Below are 21,099 nucleotides of genomic sequence, written 5' to 3' on the forward strand. Positions count from 1 at the left end.
TATTTATATAACGTGACGATTCCAGTGGCGGTGAGCTGAAATAGCTTCAATAAATTCATCTGTAAAGCGTGTAGTTTCTCCAGTTACGACACCGGGACTATTATCTAATCCAGCAGCTTTTAGCCACTTAACACCTTCATCCGTCGCGCCAATTGGTTTAAAATGCTCGAATGCTTCTTGAGCAAACGTCAGTGCTTCTTTACGAAACTTTTCATCAGCCGACGAACTTCCGACAACATAAACCGCATCGAATAAGACAGAATCACTTGTTAAGAACGTGTGCTGTACTTCAAGTTCTGACCCATCTGTTCCTTTTACGTTTTGGAGGGTTGTGCTTACAATTTCAGGCTGAATACCCTGTTGTTTTAAACTGTTTAACACCTGTGGTAGGTCACTGCTAAAGTCATCAGCTACAATGACAGCTACTTTACGTGTATTCGGCTTTTTAATCGTCTGTTCCTGACTAAGAGCCGGAGATGACTTGGTCACTGGCGCGTCTTCTCCTGATGGAGGCGTTGCACCAATCGCTTGTGCTACTTGTTTAGCTAGCACTGTACTGACGTTGGCAAACATATCAACGACCTGCTGCTGAACAGATTTGCTTTTCACCTTTCCAAGCTCGAAGCTGAAAGCACTGATAATATGCTCCTTTTCAGGGTCGCTCATGCTATTCCAAAATAGCGTTGCCTGTGAAAAGTGGTCTTTAAAACTTTCGCTTCGACTTCGAACTTTTCTTCCTTCCACTTTTTCTTGATAGTGAGCATAACCGCCCTCTGACTCTGAGACAGGAGCCGGGGTATTGGCTGCAAGAGAGTTTCTGTGATAGCTGACAGGCCCTTTGTTAATCGTTTGACGTCCGTAACCGTCTCGTTGATTGTTATGAAACGGGCACACTGGACGGTTGATCGGAAGTTCATGAAAATTCGGACCGCCAAGACGAATAAGCTGGGTATCCGTGTATGAAAACAATCTTCCTTGTAAGAGAGGGTCATTGGAAAAATCAATTCCCGGTACCACATGCCCCGGATGGAATGCGACTTGTTCCGTTTCGGCAAATACGTTGTCTACATTTCGATTTAAGATCATTTTTCCAACCAATTTGACGGGAATGTCTTCTTCTGGCCAAAGCTTAGTTGGATCGAGAATGTCAAAGTCGAACTTAAATTCATCTTCCTCATCTATGATTTGAATGCCTAGCTCATATTCAGGATAGTCTCCGTTTTCAATCGATTCCCATAAATCGCGGCGATGAAAATCAGGGTCTTTCCCAGAAATTGTTTGAGCCTCGTCCCAAACAAGGGAATGCGTTCCGAGCACAGGCTTCCAGTGGAATTTGACAAAATGAGCTTTTCCTTCTGCATTAACTAAGCGAAAAGTATGTACGCCGAAGCCTTCCATCATACGCAAACTGCGTGGAATTGCACGGTCTGACATTGACCACATGACCATGTGAGCAGACTCTTGGTTATTGGCGACAAAATCCCAAAACGTATCATGTGCTGAAGCCGCCTGCGGCATTTCGTTGTGTGGCTCAGGCTTAACAGCATGAATTAAATCTGGGAATTTGATCGCATCTTGGATAAAGAACACGGGAATGTTATTTCCAACTAAGTCATAGTTTCCTTCTTCTGTATAAAATTTTGTTGCAAAACCACGGGCGTCGCGCACCGTTTCAGCTGAACCTTTAGAACCAGCTACAGTAGAGAAACGGACAAATACAGGTGTTTTTACAGACGGATCCTGTAAAAATTTAGCTTTTGTATATTCACCGAGAGAGTCATACAGTTCAAATTCTCCGTGAGCAGCGAAGCCGCGTGCATGAACGATGCGTTCAGGAATGCGCTCGTGGTCAAAATGCGTCATTTTTTCACGGAAATGAAAGTCTTCCATAAGGGTTGGACCGCGTTCACCTGCTTTTAAAGAAAATTCATCTTCGGAAAGCTTTAACCCTTGATTGGTTGTGAGCGCTTGGTTTCGATCATCTGTTTTAAACTGCTCAAGCTGTTCTTGCTTGCTTTTTTCATTTACAGGGTGCTTTTTTGTCATACATGTCTTCCTCCTTGATTTTCAGTTAATAATCATTACAAAATGTGTACCCTATCAAAAGTTGAAGCAAACAGAAATGTTGGAATTTTTTCGTAGGAAATCCGTTATTTTCTTGTTATGATTATGAATAAGCATTCATAATTAAAAAATAAAAGGAGAGGGGATACATAGATGAAAACACGGGTAACAGATTTATTAGGGATTCAATATCCAATTGTACAAGGAGGTCTTGCGTATTTAGCGTACGCAGAACTTGCCGCTGCTGTCTCAAATGCAGGAGGGCTTGGACAAATTACAGCTATGACGCTCCGAACCCCTGAGAAACTTCGAGCTGAAATTAAGAAAGTGCGTTCCTTAACTGAGCATCCTTTTGGCGTTAATTTTGCTGTTGGAGGTCAAACGGAAGGTTCTTATAAAGAACTTCTCGACGTAGCAGTAGAAGAAAGCGTTCCGGCTGTTTCCATAACAGGAGCAAATCCCGCACCTATTTTTGAGAGATTAAAAGGAACGGGAATTAAAACGCTCGTACTGGTGGCAAACGTGCGTCAAGCTCAAAAAGCTGAGAAGCTAGGAGCAGATGCTGTCATGGCAGTGGGGCAAGAAGCAGGAGGACATATCGGACGTGAGGATCTCGGCACAATGGTATTAATTCCTCGAGTAGCTGCGGCTGTGTCAATTCCGGTCCTAGCAAGCGGAGGGATTGGAAACGGACAAGGGTTATTGGCAGCGTTATCATTAGGCGCCGAAGGGATAGAAATGGGAACACGTTTTATCGCGACAAAAGAATGTGTAGATGCCCATGATGCGTATAAACAAGCTATTGTAGAAGCAAAAGAAACCGATACTGTGGTTATTAAACGTTCGTTCGGGGCACCTGGACGCGTATTGAAGTCCCACTACACTCTTGACATTATCGAGCGTGAGCAGCAAGGAGAGCGGTACGAAGAGTTAAAAGACGTCATTAGCGGAGGGGCAAACTGCCGGTATATTTATGAAAATAAAATCGATGAAGGCTATGGATGGGCAGGCCAAGTCGTTGGACTGATTGATAGTATCCCAACGGTGCAAGAGCTTTTTAACAGTATGATAGAAGAAGTAGAAGTCGGTTCTAAACGACTGCTGAGTATAGTGGAAAAGAAGTAGAGATACAAGCCGTCATACTGCAGCAATTGATCGCATATTTATAATCTATATCTCTAAATGAGGTGAGAGAATGAAAAGAATGCGAGCATTTGCTATTATGACGTTTTTAGTAGTAGGTTCAGGATATGCAGTTTTTATTAAAAAAGAAGAAGTGTCAAAAACAGAACAAGCACAAGCATACGAAGAGGCAAAACCTGTTATTAAACAAATGGACAAACTGGATATTTGGCATAAAATCAGCGGAGGTTTAACTGAAGCGGGCTATGAATCAAGGGGCGTGAATTCTTCCCTTTACTCAAAGGACAGAGTAGAGCTGGACGTGTATATGGAGCCTTCCGTTTCATCTGATGCCAAAACGCAAGAAACGATTAAACAAATGGTATATAAAATACTCGAAGAAAATAAGTTTCAGCAAAAGGCCTTTCATGTAACAATTAAATTCCTGCCCGAAAAACAAGCAAAATAGACTTGTCTCGGCCAGGAATTTTTTTTGTTAAAATGCTTTTTCATTGGCAGCTGGAATACTCTCTGGGAGAGAAATTTCAGCATTTTTGGGCTGATATGCAATTTTTCCGTCCAGCACATCATTTGCTTTTTGTAGATCTAATAAATTTTCCCATCGTGCGATAATAAAAGCAGCTACCGCATAACCAATAATATTAACTGTGGTCCGGTAATTACCCATAAAGCGATCGGGAGCGAGCATCAGAGCAACGGCTGCTACCGGAATGGCTCCGGTTGCTGCTGCTGTAGCAGAGAGAGCAACAAAGGCTGAGCCTGGAATGCCAGCCATTCCTTTAGATGTAAGAAGAAGAACACCAAGCATTAAAAGCTGATCAGTGAGGCTCAAATCTACGCCCGTTGCTTGTGCCAAAAAGACGAGGGCAAGAGACAAGTAAATGGAAGCACCGTCTAGATTAAACGAATAGCCCGTAGGCACAACAAGGCCAACGACTGCTTTGTTGCATCCTGCTTGTTCGAATTTATCCATGAGCTGCGGCATAACGGCTTCAGTGGAACCCGTAGCAAATGCCAGCATAATTTCTTCTCGTATATATAGAATGACTTTCCACAAACTTAATTTTAAATAGATTCGTAAAATAACAGCTAAAACAAGAACAAATGCTAGACAAGCAATTGTCATAGCGATAAATAGCTTTCCGAATGCAGCAAGTGTTCCAAGACCGTACTGACTAACTGCAAATGCCATGGCACTAAACGTGGCAAGAGCCGTTAATTTCATAATGTATCCCATAATTTTAAACAATACATCATTTACTTTCTCCAATACATTTAAAAGGGTCTCTGCTGTTTTTCCACCTATATGGACAAGCGCGATGCCAAACAAACAAGAAATTAAAAGCACTTGAAGCATGGAGTTGCTTGAAAAAGCACCAACTGCACTGTCTGGAATCATATTAAGAAAAAAATCACCTTCACTCGGAAGTTCGGAGCCGTTAGTCTTCGTGTCCACTTCGCTTGTGCTTAAGCTTGAAGGGGCAACATTCATACCGGTGCCGGGATTCATTATGTTTGCTACTAATAGACCGATCAATAGAGCGAATGTTGTGACAATTTCGAAGTAAAGAATGGTTTTTCCGCCGATACGCCCAACTGTTTTAATGTTTCCAACCTTCGCAATTCCAACAACGACTACTCCAAAAATAAGAGGAGCAATCAGCATTTTGATAAGCTTAATAAAACCGTCTCCAATCGGTTTCACAGCATTTCCAAAGCTTGGCCACAGATATCCTACGGCTATGCCAAGTACAATTGCCATCATAATTTGAAAGAAAAGACCTTTGTAAAAAGGTTTTTGCTTACTTTTTGCCGCTGTTTGTGTCATGTGTTCTCCCTTCGTCGTACAATTTTTTAGATATCACAATAGATGTTATGTTTTTTTACATTTTAACGTAAGGTTGTTTGAGGTGTCATTGGTCTCTTTGACTAAAATTTAATAAAAATATTAGTTGAAGTGTATAAGAAGGGAAGGGAGTGGTTTAAAACATTATTATTTTTAATGTAAATCTTTAAAAAAACTAATAAAAAGCACATGCAAAGGCATGTGCTTTTATTTGTTAAATTAATTTAATTCCGCTGATTAGAATGATGGTTGCCATAATGGCTTGAAGCGGTCTTGAAGGCACTTTCGTTGATAAACGGCTTCCGATTAACACACCTGGAATAGATCCAGTTAATAGGTTAGCAGTCAACATGTAATCCACGCTTCCAAAGCTTGCATTTAAAATACCAGCCACCGTAACGAGAAGAAATGCATGTGCAATATCAGTTCCAACCAGCTCAGATGTCTTAAGCTTAAATAAGTACAGCATCGCAATCGCAAATAATGAGCCCGAACCAATCGATGTTAGTCCGACAATAAATCCAAAGACTACGCCAATTCCGATTGTTAATCCTTTTTTCTGATTTAAGTCCATTTCCTGAAACCGATTTGGGCGAATTAATTTATCAAAAAAGACGCGAAAGATAATTGAAATGGCAACCAGCGTCATGACATATCCAAGAGCGTGCTTAATAATCGTTTCTTGATGCTCGTGAAAAGATGGAAATGCATGAAGTGTGACAATAGCCAGCACAGCGCTCGGAATACTTCCGAAAGCTAAATATTTTGCTAATTTAAAGTTAATGGTTCGCTGTTTGTAGTGCTGAGCGACTCCGAATAATTTTGTGATAGAATTGTAGACAAGATCTGTTCCTACGGCAATGGAAGGGTTAATGCCGAGTACAATCAGTAAAGGTGTTAATAAAGCGGCACCTCCAACCCCCGTTAAGCCTACAAGGGTTCCAACGAATAATCCCATTAAGGTAATTGATAGTTCCATATTTCGTCCTCCTACTCTCAAAACCAAGTACATTGATCTGATTATAGAGCATTGTAGCTCATATGTAAATAAAATTCTGAATATTTTTAGTGGAGTTGAAAAGGTTTTCTTAGCCTTCACTATTTTAGGGAACGGACGATAAAGTGATAGGAAGTTGTAAAAAAGTAAATAGAATACGTTTATTTATCTATGATTACGCTCTAATTTGTGTTACAAATGTAAATGCAATAAAAGAGTTTATTTTTATCTCATTTGAAAGACCGGTGAATGCATGAGTTTTGTCACAAAAGATTTGTTAATTAATTTTCTATTTATTTTATTGGCGCTATTTTTAGTTCAGATGTTTTATTTAATCAAGTATGCTAAAAAAATTCATTGGTGGAAAGATCGTTATATCGCAGTATTTCCGATTTTAGCTATTACCTTCTGCCTTTTGTTTCCCGTCAACGGAGCTTATGTCCCGGATGACTATCGAATGGATCTACGAAGAATTCCTTATATTTTAGGAACGTTATATGGAGGCTGGCCGCTAGGGAGCTTGCTTTTTGTCTTTATTTTACTGCTGCGCTTGCTAATTGGCGGGTATGATGTAGGGTTTTTATCAACATTAATTGCTCTTCCGATTTTATCCATTCCTTTATTTTTCCTAACAAAATACTTTTTACATTTCTCATTAAAAAATAGAATTATCGTGAGCACCTGTCTTAGTATAATCGGTTCTTTATTAGCTATGCTTGTATCCATTTTTGTCTTGCACGTAACAAGCATTCCTATTAGCGTGTGGGTTCAATTCGCGATTTTAGATGTAGCAGGCATGTTTGTAATTACCATACTGTGGGAAGCGATACGGGCAAATTTACTAGTGCTGCAGCGCCTGATGAAAGCAGAGAAACTAGAAATTGTCAGTCATTTAGCTGCCAGCATCTCTCATGAAGTGCGAAATCCTCTAACGGCAAGCAGAGGATTTATGCAAATGCTGCAAGAAGATGAAAAAGAACCTACTAAAAAACGCTACATTTCAATTGCGATTAATGAACTAGACCGCGCAAAAGAAATCATTGATGATTACTTGCTGTTTGCCAATTCTGCACCAGAACGAAATGAAAAAATGAATATTTCAGAAGAGATTCATCACGTCACCCATATTATGACGCCTCTTGCCAATATGAATGGAGTCGCGATTGATTTTACATTTGATGAAGAAGTGAAGTGCTTCGTAATGGGAGAAAGAAGAAAGCTTCAGCAGTGCTTAATCAATTTATTTAAAAATAGTATTGAAGCGATGCAAAACGGAGGCACGTTAACTATTAAAGTAGGAAAAGAAGGCGGAGCTGTTATCGTGGATATTATTGATACGGGCTGCGGCATGACGCAAGAACAAATCAACCGGCTAGGCGAACCGTATTTTACAACAAAAGAAAAAGGTACGGGACTTGGAACGATGGTATCTTTCAGCATTATTCATTATATGAAGGGAAAAGTGAGTGTGTCTAGCATAAAAGGGAAAGAAACGTGCTTTTCACTTGAGTTTCCACTTTGTAAATAAAGAGCAGCCTTAGGGCTGCTTTTTTATAAGCAAAAGTTTTAGAGATAGATAATAGTAAACTGATTATTAAAAAAAGTATTGAATTTAATAAATGAAAGCGTTACAATCTATTTAAAGTTATCCGAAACGTTTTGGAGGAATTTTGAGTGACAACGATTAAAGATATAGCGCGAGTTGCTGGCGTATCTGTAACAACGGTGTCTCGAGCTTTAAATGGTTATTCAGATGTAAATGAAAAAACACGGCAAAAGATTGCAGCCGTAGCAAAAGAGCTGAATTACAGCCCTAATACGTTAGCTCGAGGACTGGTTATGCAAAAGTCAAAGACAATTGGACTATTGGTTTCAGGCATCAGTAGAGAAAGCGTAAAAGATAATTTTACATTTGAAGTGCTCTGCGGTGTAAATGAGCGAGCCTCTACTTTAGGGTATGATTTGATTTTATTCAATACAAACACGATGATGCAACGAGAAAAAACGTATACCCAGCTTTGTCGAGAGCGAAGGGTGGACGGGGCAATTATTCAAGGTATTAAAAAAGAAGATCCCTATTTAAAAGAAGTAGTAGAAAGTGATATTCCTTGTGTTTTAGTTGATATTCCCGTTCATTCTAATTCAGTGGGCTATGTCACCACTGATAATGCCCTGGGAGCTAAAAAAGCAGTTGAACACTTAGCGAGTCTTGGCCATAAGCATATTGGGATGATTAATGGACATGAAGACGCATTTGTCAGCCAAGAACGTCTCAATGGATACAGAGAAGCGCTCAAAGAATGCGGTTTGTCGTTTCGTTCTGAGTGGGTTGTAAGTGGGAATTTTGAAGAAAAAAAAGCAGAGAAAGCTGCTCGCGAGTTTTTAAATCGGCATAAAGAGGTCACGGCTATCTTTTGTGCAAGTGATTTAATGGCACTTGGAGCGCTAAAAGCATGCAAAGAACTTGGCCTTCATGTACCGAAAGATATTTCGATTGTCGGATACGATAATATTGTTCTTGCCTCTTACTCGTCTCCAAATTTGACGACCGTAGGACAGGAAGTATATCAAATTGGCTATCAAGCTGCAGATTTACTAATTGAGATGTTAGAAGGAAAAGAAACAAATACGAAGCGTTATCTTGATACAAAGCTGATTATTCGAGAATCAACAGCTAAAAACCACAAATAGTGGTTTTTATATAATGTAAAACCGAAACGTTTCGGGTGCTGTGCGCTTTTTCCAAAACGTTTCGGTAAAAATTAGGGGGATGGAAATGGATTACCGTGTTATTAAAGAAAATGACTTATTTTTACTGACTGATCCAGCAGGAAATATCAACGAAAACCATCAATATGGTTTAGGATTATATATGAAAGATACGCGTTTTTTGAGCAAGTTTCATTTGAAAATTAATGATGCAGATCCTGTATTATTGGCCTCAAGTGCAGAGGAGAATCTATTAGCCACAATTCTTCTTACTAATCCGCATATGGAAAAAGAAGGAGAGCTTGCACTATGGCGAGAGTCTTTAGAAATAGAAAGAAAGCGCTTTATATATGGAGGGGTTTTCTACGAAAAAATAAAGTTAAAAAGCTATTTTCCTAAAAAAATTGCTTTTACATTAAGTATCCAAGCAGATGTTGATTTTAACGATATGTTCATCGTAAGAGGTTTTCAAACTGGAAATGTCGGAAAACGAACGGGACAAATAAAAGGAGAAAGCAGCCTAACATATACATACAAAGGAGCAGATGATATCAAACGGGCGACACGGATTCTCTGGGATAAAGAAGCTTCATATGTGGATGAGCAAGGAGAGGTTACATTTTCTTTTGAACTCAATCATCAAGAAGAAAAAGAAATTACTTTAATGGTTCAGCCGCAAATGGGAGAGGACACCAATGGGGATATTTTATCAGCCGGTGAAGCATTTAGTTTACTAAGCCAGTCATATAAAGAATGGGAAAAATCTTCTGCAAAAGTAACAACTGATCATCCGACAATGCAGCGTCTTATTACAAGAGGACTTAACGACCTGCGCGTACTGCTAACGGACGTAGGATTCGGTGTCTTTCCAGTAGCAGGATTGCCTTGGTTTGGTGTGCCGTTTGGAAGGGATAGTCTAATCGCAGCGCTTCAAATGCTGGCTTTTAATCCCGAAGTAGCAAAAGGAACGCTGCGTACGATGGCAGCGTATCAAGGAACGGCAAATGATCCATGGCGTGATGAACAGCCGGGTAAAATTATGCATGAAATACGTTACGGAGAACTCGCCAACACCAATCAAATCCCTTTTACGCCGTACTATGGAACAATTGACGCAACGCCATTGTTTTTAATTTTATTAACGGAATATGTAAAGTGGACGGGAGACTTGGAGTTTGTACAGGAAATGCAAATGACTATTGATGGAGCTTTGACATGGATCAATGAATATGGGGATCGAGACGGCGATTTATTTCTTGAATATCATCAGGAGTCAAGTAAAGGAATTGCTAACCAAGGCTGGAAAGACTCAGGAGATTCCGTTGTCCATCGCAGCGGTGAATATGCAAAAACTCCCATTGCTTTAGTGGAAGTACAAGGCTATGTATATCAAGCAAAAATGGGTATTGCTTCTTTATATGATAAGTTACACAAAACAAACGAAGCAAATAATTTACGTGAAGAAGCAAAGCAACTGCGTAAAAAATTTAATGAAGCCTTTTGGATGGATGACGTATCATTCTACGCAATCGCACTCGATGAACATAAACATCAAGTAGGAACAGTTACGTCAAATCCAGGTCATGCACTTTTAGCAGAGATAATGGATGAGGAGAAGCTGAACAAAGTAGCAGAAAGGCTAGTATCAGAAGCTATGTTTTCGGGATACGGCATCCGCACAATGGCAGAAGGAGAAGCAGGCTATAATCCAATGAGTTATCATGACGGGAGCATTTGGCCGCACGATAATAGTTTAATTGTTCTTGGTTTGAGTAAAGCGAACAAGCAAACAGAAGCCAATAAAATTATAAAAGGGCTGGTTGATGCAGCTGGGCATTTTGAATACGACCGCCTTCCAGAATTATTCTGCGGCTATTCAAGTAAACTTGACAAGCCTGTTAAATATCCCGTTGCCTGCTCACCTCAGGCTTGGGCAGCCGGCACGCCTTTAGCTTTCGTACAGGCAATACTGCGACTGTTTCCAGATAGTACAGCAGGTACTATACAGATAAATCCTTTGCTCATAGACGATATGAATGAACTCTCTGTAGAAAATCTTGTGATTGGCAGTGGAAAACTGTCATTAACGGTTAAAAAAGAAGAAAGCGAAACTATTATTTACGTGAAGGAAAATACGACAAAATACGAGCTTCTATCTCAATGTAAAGTAAGAGCTCACGTAGGTTAATTCGACGGCGGCTTATTAAGCGTCACTTAATAAGCCGCAGGTCAATGAAATGAAAGGAGACAACCGATGAAGAAGTGGATACTTGCTTTATGTCTGCTGCTGGCAGTGACCGGAGCAGTTTTAACTGGATGTTCAAACGTACAAGAAGTTTCTGGGGAAAATGATCGAGTCGAAATTGTGTTGGCCGGATGGGGAGGCAACCCAACAGAAACGAAGCTGCTTAATCAAACTATTCAAGACTTTGAAAATCTTCATCCTTCCATTCATGTGAAGCATGAAGTAATCACTGATCAATACATGGATATTTTAAAAACACGTTTAATTGGCGGAAACGGTCCAGATGTTTTTTACCTTGATGCACTTGAAGCGCCTGGTCTTATCAATACAGGGGTTTTAGAACCTTTGAAGTCTTATGTAAAGTCCAATTTTGATGTTCAAGATTTTGAGAAACCATTATTGAAAGCGTTTCAAAAAGATGGAGAAACGTATGGTTTTCCGAAAGATTACTCCACGTTAGGCTTATTTTACAACAAAAAGCTGTTTAAAGAAGCAGGAGTAGAAGTACCAAAAACATGGGATGAGTTTGAAGCAGTTTCAAAGGTATTCAAAAAGAAAGGGATTCAAGCATTTGGGGTCACGCCGGAATTAGCGCGTGTCTTTTATATGGCGCAGGCAAACGGAGGAGACGTGGTAAAGAACAATAAGGCAAACTTTGCTACGAAAGAAGTGGTAGACGCTCTTCAGCCGCTCATCGACCAGCATTTAAAAGATAAAACGTCTGTACAACCCTCTGATGTAGGTGCAAGTTCAGGTACGGACATGTTTGCACAACAAAAAGTAGCTATGGTAATTGAAGGGAATTGGATGATTCCGTTTTTACAAGAGTCCTTCCCAAAACTTGATTACGGTACAGCGGAAGTTCCGACAATAAACGGTCATAAAAATACAATGGCATTTACGGTCGCGTATGTAATGAATGCTGATTCAAAAAAGAAAAAAGCATCTTGGGAGCTCATTCAGTACTTAACAGGAAAAGAAGGAATGGAAACTTGGACAAGCAAGGGTTACGCATTACCAACAAGAAAATCCGTAGCGGATAAGCTTGGTTTTGCTGAAGATGAAAAACGAGGTCCGTTAGTAAAAGGAGCTGCTTATGCTACTGTCTGGCAAGACGGCCCGTATTTACCTATTATCATGAATAACTTTAATAACCAGTTTTTAAGCGCCTTTTTAGGACAAAGTGATTTAGAAACAGCTTTGAAAAAAGCACAAAAGCAGGCAAACCAAGAGATTAGTATTTATCAATAAGACTAGGCGGGGGAGTGGAGGAAATGAAAAACAGAAAAATACGAACGTACAAACCTCGTGATGTTGGGCAAGGATATGCTTTTATGTCACCTACACTGTTTGTGCTTTTGTTATTTGTTATTGCACCTATTTTTTACGCCATCTTTTTATCTTTACATAAAGTTCAATTACTGGGTGGGACTGAGTTCCATTTTCGAGGGCTTGAGAACTACATGAAGGTTCTTGAAGATGACAAAGCTAAAATTGCTCTTTGGAATACGGTGAAGTATGTAGTAATTGTTGTACCGGTACAAACCGCATTGGCACTTATACTGGCTGCCACATTAAATGCAGGGCTAAAAGCAGAAAAAGTTTTTCGTATTATTTATTTTTTACCAACGCTTACATCATCGGCCGTGTTAACGCTTATTTTTATGTGGATGTACAATCAAAATGGGATTGTGAACGAGTTTTTAAAGTTTGTTGGTCTCCCAACTTACAATTGGCTTGGAGATCCGCAGGTCGCTTTGATTGCCATTATGATTATGAACATTTGGGCAACAGCACCATTTTTTATGGTTATTTATTTGGCTGCTTTGCAGGACGTACCCGATTCGCTGTATGAAGCAGCTCAGTTAGATGGTGCTAATGTGTTTCAACGATTTTGGCATATTACAGTTCCGAATCTGCGTCCGGTTACATCGTTCGTGGTGATCATGGGACTAATTGGTACGTTTCAGCTGTTTGATCAATCGTTTATTTTTTCAGGAGGTTCAGGGGGGCCTAATAACTCAACTCTAACTGTTGTTCTTCTTATTTATCAATATGCATTTAAAAATTTAGGAACCATGGGATATGCTGCAGCACTAGCTTTTATGTTGGCGCTCGTGATTTTGGTGGCAACGGTTATTCAGCGAAAGTTTTCAAAAGAGGAAAGTATGTACTAAGGGGGGAAGAAAAAGATGAAGAAAAAAACGGGAGTCCTCATTTTATATGCTATTTTAAGCATATACGCACTGATTACGCTAATTCCATTTATTTGGGCGCTGTCAGCTTCTTTTAAAACGCTTGAAGAAATTGTGTCAGGTACGGTGAACTTTATTCCGAAACACTTTACGCTAGACAACTATAAACAAATTTTTGTGGAACAAAAGCTGTTCCCGCGCTGGATGTTTAATAGCTTATTTATTGCTTTAGTAGGAACAGCTCTGAATTTGCTCTTTAACTCAATGGCTGGTTATGCCCTTGCACGCCTCAGTTTCCCGGGAAAGAAAAGTTTGTTTATTATTATTTTAGCTGTGCTTATGATTCCTGGGCAAGTAACCATGATCCCTAATTTTTTAATTTTGAAAGAGTTAGGCTGGTTAAATACCTATCAGGGAATGATTGTACCAGGAATGGTAAATGCGACTTTTATATTTATGATGCGTCAATTTTTTATCAATTTCCCAAAAGAACTTGAAGAAGCAGCGGAGTTAGATGGGTTGTCAAAGTTTGGAACATTCTTCAAAATAGTCCTTCCACTTGCAAAGCCTGCGCTAGCAGCACAAACAATTTTTGTGTTTATGGGTTTTTGGAATGACTTTATGAAGCCTTTAATTGTGATGTCTGATGAAAATATGTTCACGTTGACTTTAGGCCTTAACACATTTAAAGGTCAGTATATCAGTTATTGGAACTATATTATGGCAGCTTCCATGGTTTTTACCCTTCCAATTTTGCTCATTTATGCGTTTTTTAACAAATATTTCATTAAAGGAATCTCGTTTACTGGAGGAAAATAAAAAAGAGGCTGGGATAAAAGTATTTTAGCTGGAATTACAAACGAACGATTAATTAAAAAATATTAATCGTTCGTTTTTTTGTTATTATGATGAACGTGAATTTTATATGTTTAGCTGCTTCTAGCCGTGGATTTCCGTTCAAGACTGCCCCCTGAAAGCGAAGCCTTGCACGGAAATCAACAGCGGTGGAACAAGAGGTTCAGCTCATGTATCTCATTTGTTCGTTTTTAGATTGTATTGATTTCGTTATGGCTTAATTTGTTTTTAATGAAGTTCACTCACATACTGATCAATCATCGTCTGTAAATCCTCTAGCGTTGTCTTACTTTTGTTGACAGACAGCTGCTGTAACGAATGAAGAGCACTATCAACAACAAACTTCCGGGGATTTGACTGTTTAAACAGCTCTTCTTCAATAAAACTAATAAGCTCTGTGCATTTTTGACGTTCGAATTCATCAGTAAATTGTTTGTGAACCTGTTTTTTTAAATCGATAAGTGCTGCAGAAATATCCTGTTCTATTTGATTTTTAGTATTCGGGCAAGATGGAAGCCATTCTTTAATCGTTTGCGGATCGAGCAAAATGTCTCCTGAATTTGCTACTTCGTCTACAAGAGGAAGCAAGCGTTTGACACTGTAGCTTATGATCTCATGTGGGTCAGTATTTGTGCCATTAACCATAAAATTATAGTGAAAGTTGCGATGAAGCATGCCAAGAAACATAATTGCACAATCTAGCAGGTACGGTTTCTTTTCTTGTCCAAATAAATCAATGAACCGCTTGTAAACCCAGTTTACTTCGATAAACTGGGTTTTTTTTATGTACGCTTTTAAGTCAGGATCATTGGAAACAAATACTTCTTCAAGTAATGTGAAAAATTTATGTTTATGATGGTTTTTCATCTGTGCATCAATCTGTTTAACAAATACATCTACATCGGTCAGACTTTTACCAACCAGCAGCTGATTCCGCTCTTGTTCAATGGTCGTATGAAGCCATGTGAAAACAGCGATTAATAATTCATTTTTTGAAGAAAAATAGTTGTAGAATGTTCCTTTTGAAATGCCGCTATAATCAATGATGTCTTGAATAGAAGTAGCTTGAAATCCTTTCTCAACGAAGAGATGGTGTGCATTTTTTACAACTTGCTGTTTTCGGTTATTCATTATTATCACCTAAATATAAAATTAGACTCATGATCCAACTTTATGATACATGATTTAAAGCGTTTACACAAATGTTCTTTTCGAAAAAATAGACGATACCGCGAAAATGCATTGATATAAAAGGATTATAGGACTAAAAAAGTCGATAAAATAAAGGGTATGAACGCAAGATTTTTCACTTGCATAAATTGAACTCACAGTATAATATACTCTATGTAGAACATGTGTCTAAAAAAATGAACTTAAAGTATAAGGAGGTACAATAATGAGTCAATCGATAAATCAAATGGAAAAGCCGCCTTATGGCATAATTGCTATTTTGTTAATTGGCGCTTTTATCTCATTGTTGAATGAAACATTATTAAACGTGGCGCTGCCGTCTATTATGAAAGACTTAGAGGTGACAACGTCAACTGTCCAGTGGCTTTCTACTGGTTATATGTTAGTGAATGGTATTATGATTCCAACTACCGCTTTTTTAATTCAGCGCTATTCTGTCAGAGGCTTATTTTTAACGGCTATGACTTTATTTACAGCAGGAACAATACTTGCCGGTGCTTCGCCCGTATTTTCGGTCTTGTTAACCGCTCGTATTATTCAAGCATCAGGCGCAGCCATTATGATGCCGCTTTTAATGAACGTATTGCTCACAAGTTTTCCATTAGAAAAACGCGGAGCTGCGATGGGGATTTTCGGTTTAGTTATGATTTTTGCTCCGGCAATTGGTCCTACTTTATCAGGGTGGCTAATTGAACACTATGAGTGGAGAATGCTGTTCCACCTTGTTACGCCAATCGCGGCAATTGTATTAATAGGCTCTTTCTTCCTATTAAAAGACAAAAAAGAAAAAGTGGAAATCAATTTGGATTTCCTATCGCTTGTGTTATCTACGATTGGATTTGGGGGACTTCTATACGGATTTAGCTCAGCAGGAGATAAAGGCTGGGATTCTGTGGAAGTATACGGCACCATTATCGTAGGAGCTGTGGCGCTGATTTTATTTATTACGCGTCAGTTCAAGCTTAAAACACCTATGCTTGAATTCCGCATTTTTAAATATCCAATGTTTGCTTTATCATCAACGATTTCAATGGTGATCACAATGGCATTATTCTCAGCCATGCTGCTAATGCCAATTTATGTTCAAACGGTACGAGGCATTTCTCCGCTTCATTCAGGATTACTAATGCTTCCGGGTGCGCTATTAATGGGTGTGATGTCACCGATTACCGGAAAATTATTTGATAAATTTGGAGCGCGTGCACTGGCTGTAACCGGTCTGACAATTACAGCCGTTACGACGTATTTCTTCAGTAACTTAGAGCTTGATACGACGTATACAACGCTCATTACGCTTTACACACTTCGCATGTTCGGAATGTCTATGGTGATGATGCCGGTTATGACAAACGGATTAAATCAGCTGCCGCAGCGCTTTAATCCGCATGGTACTGCGATGAATAACACGCTTCAACAAGTATCGGGAGCTATTGGTTCGGCTCTTTTAGTAACGGTGATGTCAAACCGTACAGCTACGCATGCAAAAGAGCTCGCTCAAGATGCAATGAGCGGAGCGGGAGCAGCGAATGCAACCGCAGCCGGGGCAGCTCAAATGAAAGAACAGATTGGGATGCAGGCAATGGTACAAGGGATTAACGATGCGTTTGCCGTCTCAGTAGTACTAGTGGTGGTTGCCTTAATTCTTTCATTATTTATGAAACGCGCAACGCCGGCAAGTGAAGATGAAGTGATAAAGGAAAAAGCAGGACGTGAGCAGTTCGCTAAATGAAAAAGAAATCCCCGCTGAGACAGCGGGGATTTTTTTAGCTTGTATATCTAAAACTTAAGCCCATTTTCTTTAATAGTTTCCGGTAGCCGATGGACGTTTGATCAGCCATAATGTGCGCTTCCATCTGCAGGTCTAAAGGCAAGTCTTCAGGTTTTTGATTTTCAACCATTTCACGGTCTTCGTCAAAGACGCGAAGGTTAAAGTCATACACACCTTCAACGCTCGAATCTTTGTCAAAGTTTCGAGCGATTGGTGCGAATAAACGTGTTTCGCGGGCTGAAATAGGAGAGACTGCATTCATAATCCACAGCTCTGCGCCTTCTGGGAAGTATACTTTTAGCGTAGCTGTAAACGGTGGATAAACATCAAAGACACGAAGCCATTTAAAATCAGGTGGATTTAAATGCTGCTGTTCTTTGGAATAATTGCTCACGGTGCTCGTATATTCTACATGAAGCCCATACTCTGTATCGCTTACTTTATACTTAGGCACAAAGGCGTTGTTTCGATCACCAAATGTGTCCGTGTGAACCCAAGCAAAATGAGCTACGTCTAAAAAGCCTTCCATTTGACGACCGGCCGAACCCATGATATCAAAGCTCGGACAAACAATTTGCTGAAAATCAGGGTCCTCCCACGCATCGAAGTAAGGCAGGTTATCTTGTTCTCCTGTCAGGGAAGTCCACACTAATCCAAATCGTTCAATAACTGGATAGACGGCCATACACAAGCGGGGAGAAATATTGGCATCAGGGTGAGCTGGAATTGATGTGCATGCGCCGTCCGTTGCATAGCGGAAGCCGTGGTAAGGACAGACAATTTCATCATCTTCCACCCAGCCCATGCTAAGCGGGGTGCCTCGGTGAACGCATAAATCACGAGCCGCTACTACTTTGTGTGTGGTACGGTATAGAACTAGATTTACATCTAGCAGTTTTACGGACGTTGGTTTCTCTGTTACATCACTGCAGCGTGCGACGGGGTACCAATACTTAGCGAGCGTCGTCCAATCTTCCAGGCTGAACGTGCAGTCTCTTGGGTAGGGAGTTGCCGTTTTTGATTTGGTCATGGTTGGTTGTTGTTCCATCTATTTTCTTCCCTTCTTTTGTAAGCTCTTTTACTAAGGGTAATATAAAAAAAGAAAATTCACACAATTTGTGTGAGGAGTTCTAACATAAAATATGGAACTTTGTAGAAAGTGCGAATTTCAGAAGATGCAAATTAGAGAATATACCAATAAAAAAATTTAAAAAAGCGCTTCCTAAATGATTTTAAACGTGATATAATTTTCCAAGACGCTGGTGTAGCTCAGTAGGTAGAGCACTTGCATGGTAAGCAAGAGGTCGCAGGTTCGATCCCTGTCGCTAGCATACTAAAAAACCTTCTTTCTTGTTGAAAGAAGGTTTTTTTATTTGTGATGGCTTTAAAATTCTTCTCCGTCTTGTGAAAACTTTAACAGTTTGATAGCCTTATTAGGACGCTGTGAGAAAACATGTATATCTTTTTCACTATGTCTTATGAATCATATTTAGAAATATTCTTAAAAGAATGTTTATTGCCTCTAAGCATTGGGTACACGAAACTAGGGGTTAAATTTCAACAAGGAGTGTGAACGATCATTTGATTACGTTTAAGAATGTGTCAAAGCAATATCCAGACGGTACGACCGCCGTGAAAAATATTAATCTAGAAATTAAAGAAGGAGAGTTTTTCGTTTTAATTGGTCCGAGTGGGTGTGGGAAAACAACCACCTTAAAAATGATTAACCGTCTTCATGATATTACCGAAGGAGAACTATACATAAAAGATAAGCTCGTATCGGACCACAACATACATGAGCTACGCTGGAACATTGGTTATGTCCTACAGCAGATTGCTCTTTTTCCTCATATGACCATTGCTGAAAATATAGCTATTGTACCCGAGATGAAGCATTGGAAGAAAAATAAAATCAAAACGCGCATTGATGAACTGCTTACCTTGGTAGGACTAGACCCAAAGCAGTATCGAAACCGAAAGCCGTCTGAGCTCTCAGGTGGCCAGCAGCAACGTGTAGGTGTAGCGCGTGCCCTCGCAGCTGATCCCCCCGTTATTTTAATGGACGAACCCTTTAGTGCCCTCGATCCGTTAAGCCGCGAACAGCTTCAGCAAGATGTTATTAGCTTAAAAGAAAAAATCAAAAAAACATTTGTGTTTGTTACGCATGATATGAGCGAAGCGATGACGCTTGGAGATCGTATCTGCCTAATGAAAGACGGGGAAATTGTTCAAGTTGGAACCCCGGAGGAATTCATTCAAAAGCCTAAGAATGAATTTGTAAAAACATTTATTGGAAATCAAGGAAATGCTTTATTTGAGACATTGGATATGTTTCTCAAAGAAAGTGAACAGCCAGACGTAGAACCTACTGAAGAGCTAGCTTCAACCGCTACTGTTCAGCAGGCAATGGACGCCCTTTACGACCATGAAGCAATAGCCGTGAAAAAAGGGAGCAAACGCATTGGCGTTGTAACGCGCAAAACTCTATTAGCGTTTCTTTCTGATAAGACGAAAGAAGGAGGAGCGCTGTAATGAATGCACTAAGCACATTACTAGATCAACGAGGAGACGCACTGTTTCAAGCTCTTCTTGAACACATTCAAATTTCAGTACTGGCCCTTGTTATCGCCGTATTAATTTCAGTGCCGCTCGGACTGTACTTAACGAGACATGACCGCATTGCTGAACCGATCATTGGCGTAACAGCCGTACTGCAAACTATTCCTTCACTCGCTTTATTAGGATTACTGATTCCTCTTGTCGGAATTGGAACCTTTCCCGCGGTTATTGCACTGTTTTTATATTCGCTTCTTCCTATTGTACGAAATACATATACCGGAATTAAAGAAGTGGACCCATCTTTAATTGAAGCATCCAAAGCCATGGGGATGAACTCGTGGAGACGATTAATTAAAGTAGAACTTCCTCTAGCGCTTCCTGTCATTATGGCCGGAATTCGCACAGCGATGGTACTCATTATTGGTACAGCGACAATCGTGGCTCTTATCGGAGCGGGCGGACTCGGAAGCTTAATTTTGCTTGGTATTGACCGAAGCGATAATAGTTTGATTTTATTAGGAGCCATTCCAGCAGCATTATTAGCGCTTATTTTTGATGGAATTCTGCGAACGATTGAACATTCAGCTAAAAAAGGGTCCAAAAAACGCTCGTTTATTATGATCATCGTATTAATACTCATTCTTGGTTCTCCGTTTGCAGCGATGAGCGCAACAAAACCAGACCTTGTTATCGGAGGTAAAATTGGTGCAGAACAAGATATTTTAATTAATATGTACAAAGAATTAATTGAAGATCAAACCGATATGAAAGTAAATCTTCGATCGTCGCTTGGAAAAACAGTATTTGTATTTGAGGCTCTGCGTAACAAGGAAATTGACTTGTACCCTGAATATACGGGTACAGCCATTGTGACGCATCTAAAGGAACAGCCGGAGAGCAAAGATGAAACAGAGGTGTACAACCAGGCAAAAGAAGGATTTCAAAAGAAATTCGGCCTTGTCTATTTAGATCCAATGAAGTTTAATAATACGTACACATTGACAGTAACAAAAGAATTTGCAAAAGAAAATAATCTAACCACCGTTTCAGATTTGGCAAATGCAACAGATAAAGTAAAAGCAGGGTTTACGCTTGAGTTTAAAGATCGTGAAGACGGCTATGTAGGCATTCAAAAAGAATATGGTCTTACCTTCCCGAATATTAAAACGATGGAGCCGAAGCTTCGCTATCGCGCTGTAGAAAAAGGCGATATTAATATGCTGGATGCTTACGCAACAGATCCTGAAATCAAACAGTTTGGTTTGAAAGTCTTAAAAGACGATCAGCAGTTCTTCCCTCCGTATCAAGGAGCGCCTGTGCTTCGTGAAGATATGCTAAAAGAGCATCCTGAACTGAAAAAAATCTTAAATCAACTGGGCGGTAAAATCAGTGATGACGAAATGCGTGAAATGAACTATCAAGTAAATGCAAAAGGAAAAACAGCTGAAGAAGTTGCTCATCAATTCTTAGTGAAAAAAGGATTAATTAAAGAGTAAAAACGAAGAAAAAAGCTAGGACAACAGTATG

Annotated in this window: 16 protein-coding genes and 1 tRNA gene; 12 read left to right on the forward strand and 5 right to left on the reverse strand. The window is 39.7% G+C overall.

Annotation, left to right across the window (positions count from 1 at the left end):
* Positions 1-3: 3 nt before the first annotated feature.
* A complete protein-coding gene (locus tag AC2YJL_RS04865; protein ID WP_230933415.1) occupies positions 4-2,046 on the reverse strand; it encodes a catalase in 2,043 nt (680 codons plus the stop codon).
* A gap of 171 nt (positions 2,047-2,217) precedes the next feature.
* Between AC2YJL_RS04865 and AC2YJL_RS04870 the strand changes: the two genes are divergently transcribed.
* Entirely contained in the window at positions 2,218-3,189 is a 972-nt protein-coding gene (locus AC2YJL_RS04870; RefSeq protein WP_230933414.1) for an NAD(P)H-dependent flavin oxidoreductase, read from the forward strand.
* Between the two features lie 70 nt (positions 3,190-3,259).
* The gene (locus tag AC2YJL_RS04875; protein WP_014458637.1) at positions 3,260-3,655 is read left to right on the forward strand and encodes a hypothetical protein; all 396 of its coding nucleotides are present in this window, start codon (positions 3,260-3,262) and stop codon (positions 3,653-3,655) included.
* A 27-nt stretch (positions 3,656-3,682) separates the two neighbouring features.
* Here AC2YJL_RS04875 and AC2YJL_RS04880 read toward each other — a convergent pair whose 3' ends face one another.
* Together AC2YJL_RS04880 and AC2YJL_RS04885 are read right to left on the reverse strand one after the other, a co-directional pair.
* Entirely contained in the window at positions 3,683-5,035 is a 1,353-nt protein-coding gene (locus AC2YJL_RS04880) for a cation:dicarboxylate symporter family transporter (RefSeq protein WP_487374642.1), read from the reverse strand.
* 232 nt (positions 5,036-5,267) lie between these two features.
* Complete coding sequence (locus tag AC2YJL_RS04885) at positions 5,268-6,032, reverse strand: sulfite exporter TauE/SafE family protein (RefSeq protein ID WP_025750122.1); 765 nt, start codon at positions 6,030-6,032, stop codon at positions 5,268-5,270.
* Positions 6,033-6,303: 271 nt separating this feature from the next.
* Between AC2YJL_RS04885 and AC2YJL_RS04890 the strand changes: the two genes are divergently transcribed.
* From AC2YJL_RS04890 to AC2YJL_RS04915, 6 genes are all read left to right on the forward strand, one after another.
* The gene (locus tag AC2YJL_RS04890) at positions 6,304-7,578 is read left to right on the forward strand and encodes an ATP-binding protein (RefSeq protein WP_487374643.1); all 1,275 of its coding nucleotides are present in this window, start codon (positions 6,304-6,306) and stop codon (positions 7,576-7,578) included.
* A 146-nt stretch (positions 7,579-7,724) separates the two neighbouring features.
* Complete coding sequence (locus tag AC2YJL_RS04895) at positions 7,725-8,741, forward strand: LacI family DNA-binding transcriptional regulator (protein ID WP_195696111.1); 1,017 nt, start codon at positions 7,725-7,727, stop codon at positions 8,739-8,741.
* Between the two features lie 85 nt (positions 8,742-8,826).
* A complete protein-coding gene (locus AC2YJL_RS04900; RefSeq protein WP_487374644.1) occupies positions 8,827-10,947 on the forward strand; it encodes an amylo-alpha-1,6-glucosidase in 2,121 nt (706 codons plus the stop codon).
* Positions 10,948-11,013: 66 nt separating this feature from the next.
* Complete coding sequence (locus tag AC2YJL_RS04905; RefSeq protein WP_195696113.1) at positions 11,014-12,255, forward strand: ABC transporter substrate-binding protein; 1,242 nt, start codon at positions 11,014-11,016, stop codon at positions 12,253-12,255.
* A 23-nt stretch (positions 12,256-12,278) separates the two neighbouring features.
* Entirely contained in the window at positions 12,279-13,181 is a 903-nt protein-coding gene (locus AC2YJL_RS04910) for a carbohydrate ABC transporter permease (RefSeq protein ID WP_060747159.1), read from the forward strand.
* A 15-nt stretch (positions 13,182-13,196) separates the two neighbouring features.
* Positions 13,197-14,018 carry a carbohydrate ABC transporter permease gene (locus tag AC2YJL_RS04915; protein WP_251568466.1) on the forward strand — a complete coding sequence of 274 codons (822 nt, stop codon included), beginning with the start codon at positions 13,197-13,199 and terminating at the stop codon, positions 14,016-14,018.
* 264 nt (positions 14,019-14,282) lie between these two features.
* On the opposite strand, the gene AC2YJL_RS04920 is transcribed toward AC2YJL_RS04915, so the two are convergent.
* Positions 14,283-15,185, reverse strand: coding sequence for a TetR/AcrR family transcriptional regulator (locus AC2YJL_RS04920; protein ID WP_230933411.1), 903 nt, complete (start codon positions 15,183-15,185; stop codon positions 14,283-14,285).
* 265 nt (positions 15,186-15,450) lie between these two features.
* On the opposite strand from AC2YJL_RS04920, the gene AC2YJL_RS04925 reads away from it, so the two are divergent.
* Entirely contained in the window at positions 15,451-16,974 is a 1,524-nt protein-coding gene (locus AC2YJL_RS04925) for a DHA2 family efflux MFS transporter permease subunit (protein WP_230933410.1), read from the forward strand.
* Positions 16,975-17,008: 34 nt separating this feature from the next.
* Here the strand turns inward: AC2YJL_RS04925 and AC2YJL_RS04930 are convergent, their stop codons facing one another.
* A complete protein-coding gene (locus tag AC2YJL_RS04930; RefSeq protein ID WP_269870272.1) occupies positions 17,009-18,061 on the reverse strand; it encodes an aromatic ring-hydroxylating oxygenase subunit alpha in 1,053 nt (350 codons plus the stop codon).
* Between the two features lie 210 nt (positions 18,062-18,271).
* Here AC2YJL_RS04930 and AC2YJL_RS04935 point away from each other — a divergent pair.
* The 3 genes from AC2YJL_RS04935 (at position 18,272) to AC2YJL_RS04945 (ending at position 21,068) form a co-directional block, all read left to right on the forward strand.
* Positions 18,272-18,344: transfer RNA gene (locus tag AC2YJL_RS04935), tRNA-Thr, on the forward strand.
* Positions 18,345-18,594: 250 nt separating this feature from the next.
* Positions 18,595-19,545, forward strand: a complete 951-nt coding sequence (locus tag AC2YJL_RS04940; RefSeq protein WP_407818674.1) for an ABC transporter ATP-binding protein — start codon at positions 18,595-18,597, stop codon at positions 19,543-19,545.
* On the forward strand, positions 19,545-21,068 hold the full coding sequence (locus AC2YJL_RS04945; RefSeq protein WP_487374645.1) for an ABC transporter permease/substrate-binding protein: 1,524 nt from the start codon (positions 19,545-19,547) through the stop codon (positions 21,066-21,068). The genes AC2YJL_RS04940 and AC2YJL_RS04945 overlap by 1 nt, the downstream gene beginning before the upstream one ends.
* Positions 21,069-21,099: the final 31 nt, after the last annotated feature.

This window comes from Priestia sp. SRI_019 (assembly GCF_057586255.1).

Bases quoted from the DNA above. Each gene is read 5' to 3' on its own strand.
- AC2YJL_RS04865 (WP_230933415.1), bottom strand. From the start codon at position 2,046: ATGACAAAAAAGCACCCTGTAAATGAAAAAAGCAAGCAAGAACAGCTT.
- AC2YJL_RS04870 (WP_230933414.1), top strand. From the start codon at position 2,218: ATGAAAACACGGGTAACAGATTTATTAGGGATTCAATATCCAATTGTA.
- AC2YJL_RS04875 (WP_014458637.1), top strand. From the start codon at position 3,260: ATGAAAAGAATGCGAGCATTTGCTATTATGACGTTTTTAGTAGTAGGT.
- AC2YJL_RS04880 (WP_487374642.1), bottom strand. From the start codon at position 5,035: ATGACACAAACAGCGGCAAAAAGTAAGCAAAAACCTTTTTACAAAGGT.
- AC2YJL_RS04885 (WP_025750122.1), bottom strand. From the start codon at position 6,032: ATGGAACTATCAATTACCTTAATGGGATTATTCGTTGGAACCCTTGTA.
- AC2YJL_RS04890 (WP_487374643.1), top strand. From the start codon at position 6,304: ATGAGTTTTGTCACAAAAGATTTGTTAATTAATTTTCTATTTATTTTA.
- AC2YJL_RS04900 (WP_487374644.1), top strand. From the start codon at position 8,827: ATGGATTACCGTGTTATTAAAGAAAATGACTTATTTTTACTGACTGAT.
- AC2YJL_RS04905 (WP_195696113.1), top strand. From the start codon at position 11,014: ATGAAGAAGTGGATACTTGCTTTATGTCTGCTGCTGGCAGTGACCGGA.
- AC2YJL_RS04910 (WP_060747159.1), top strand. From the start codon at position 12,279: ATGAAAAACAGAAAAATACGAACGTACAAACCTCGTGATGTTGGGCAA.
- AC2YJL_RS04915 (WP_251568466.1), top strand. From the start codon at position 13,197: ATGAAGAAAAAAACGGGAGTCCTCATTTTATATGCTATTTTAAGCATA.
- AC2YJL_RS04920 (WP_230933411.1), bottom strand. From the start codon at position 15,185: ATGAATAACCGAAAACAGCAAGTTGTAAAAAATGCACACCATCTCTTC.
- AC2YJL_RS04925 (WP_230933410.1), top strand. From the start codon at position 15,451: ATGAGTCAATCGATAAATCAAATGGAAAAGCCGCCTTATGGCATAATT.
- AC2YJL_RS04930 (WP_269870272.1), bottom strand. From the start codon at position 18,061: ATGGAACAACAACCAACCATGACCAAATCAAAAACGGCAACTCCCTAC.
- AC2YJL_RS04945 (WP_487374645.1), top strand. From the start codon at position 19,545: ATGAATGCACTAAGCACATTACTAGATCAACGAGGAGACGCACTGTTT.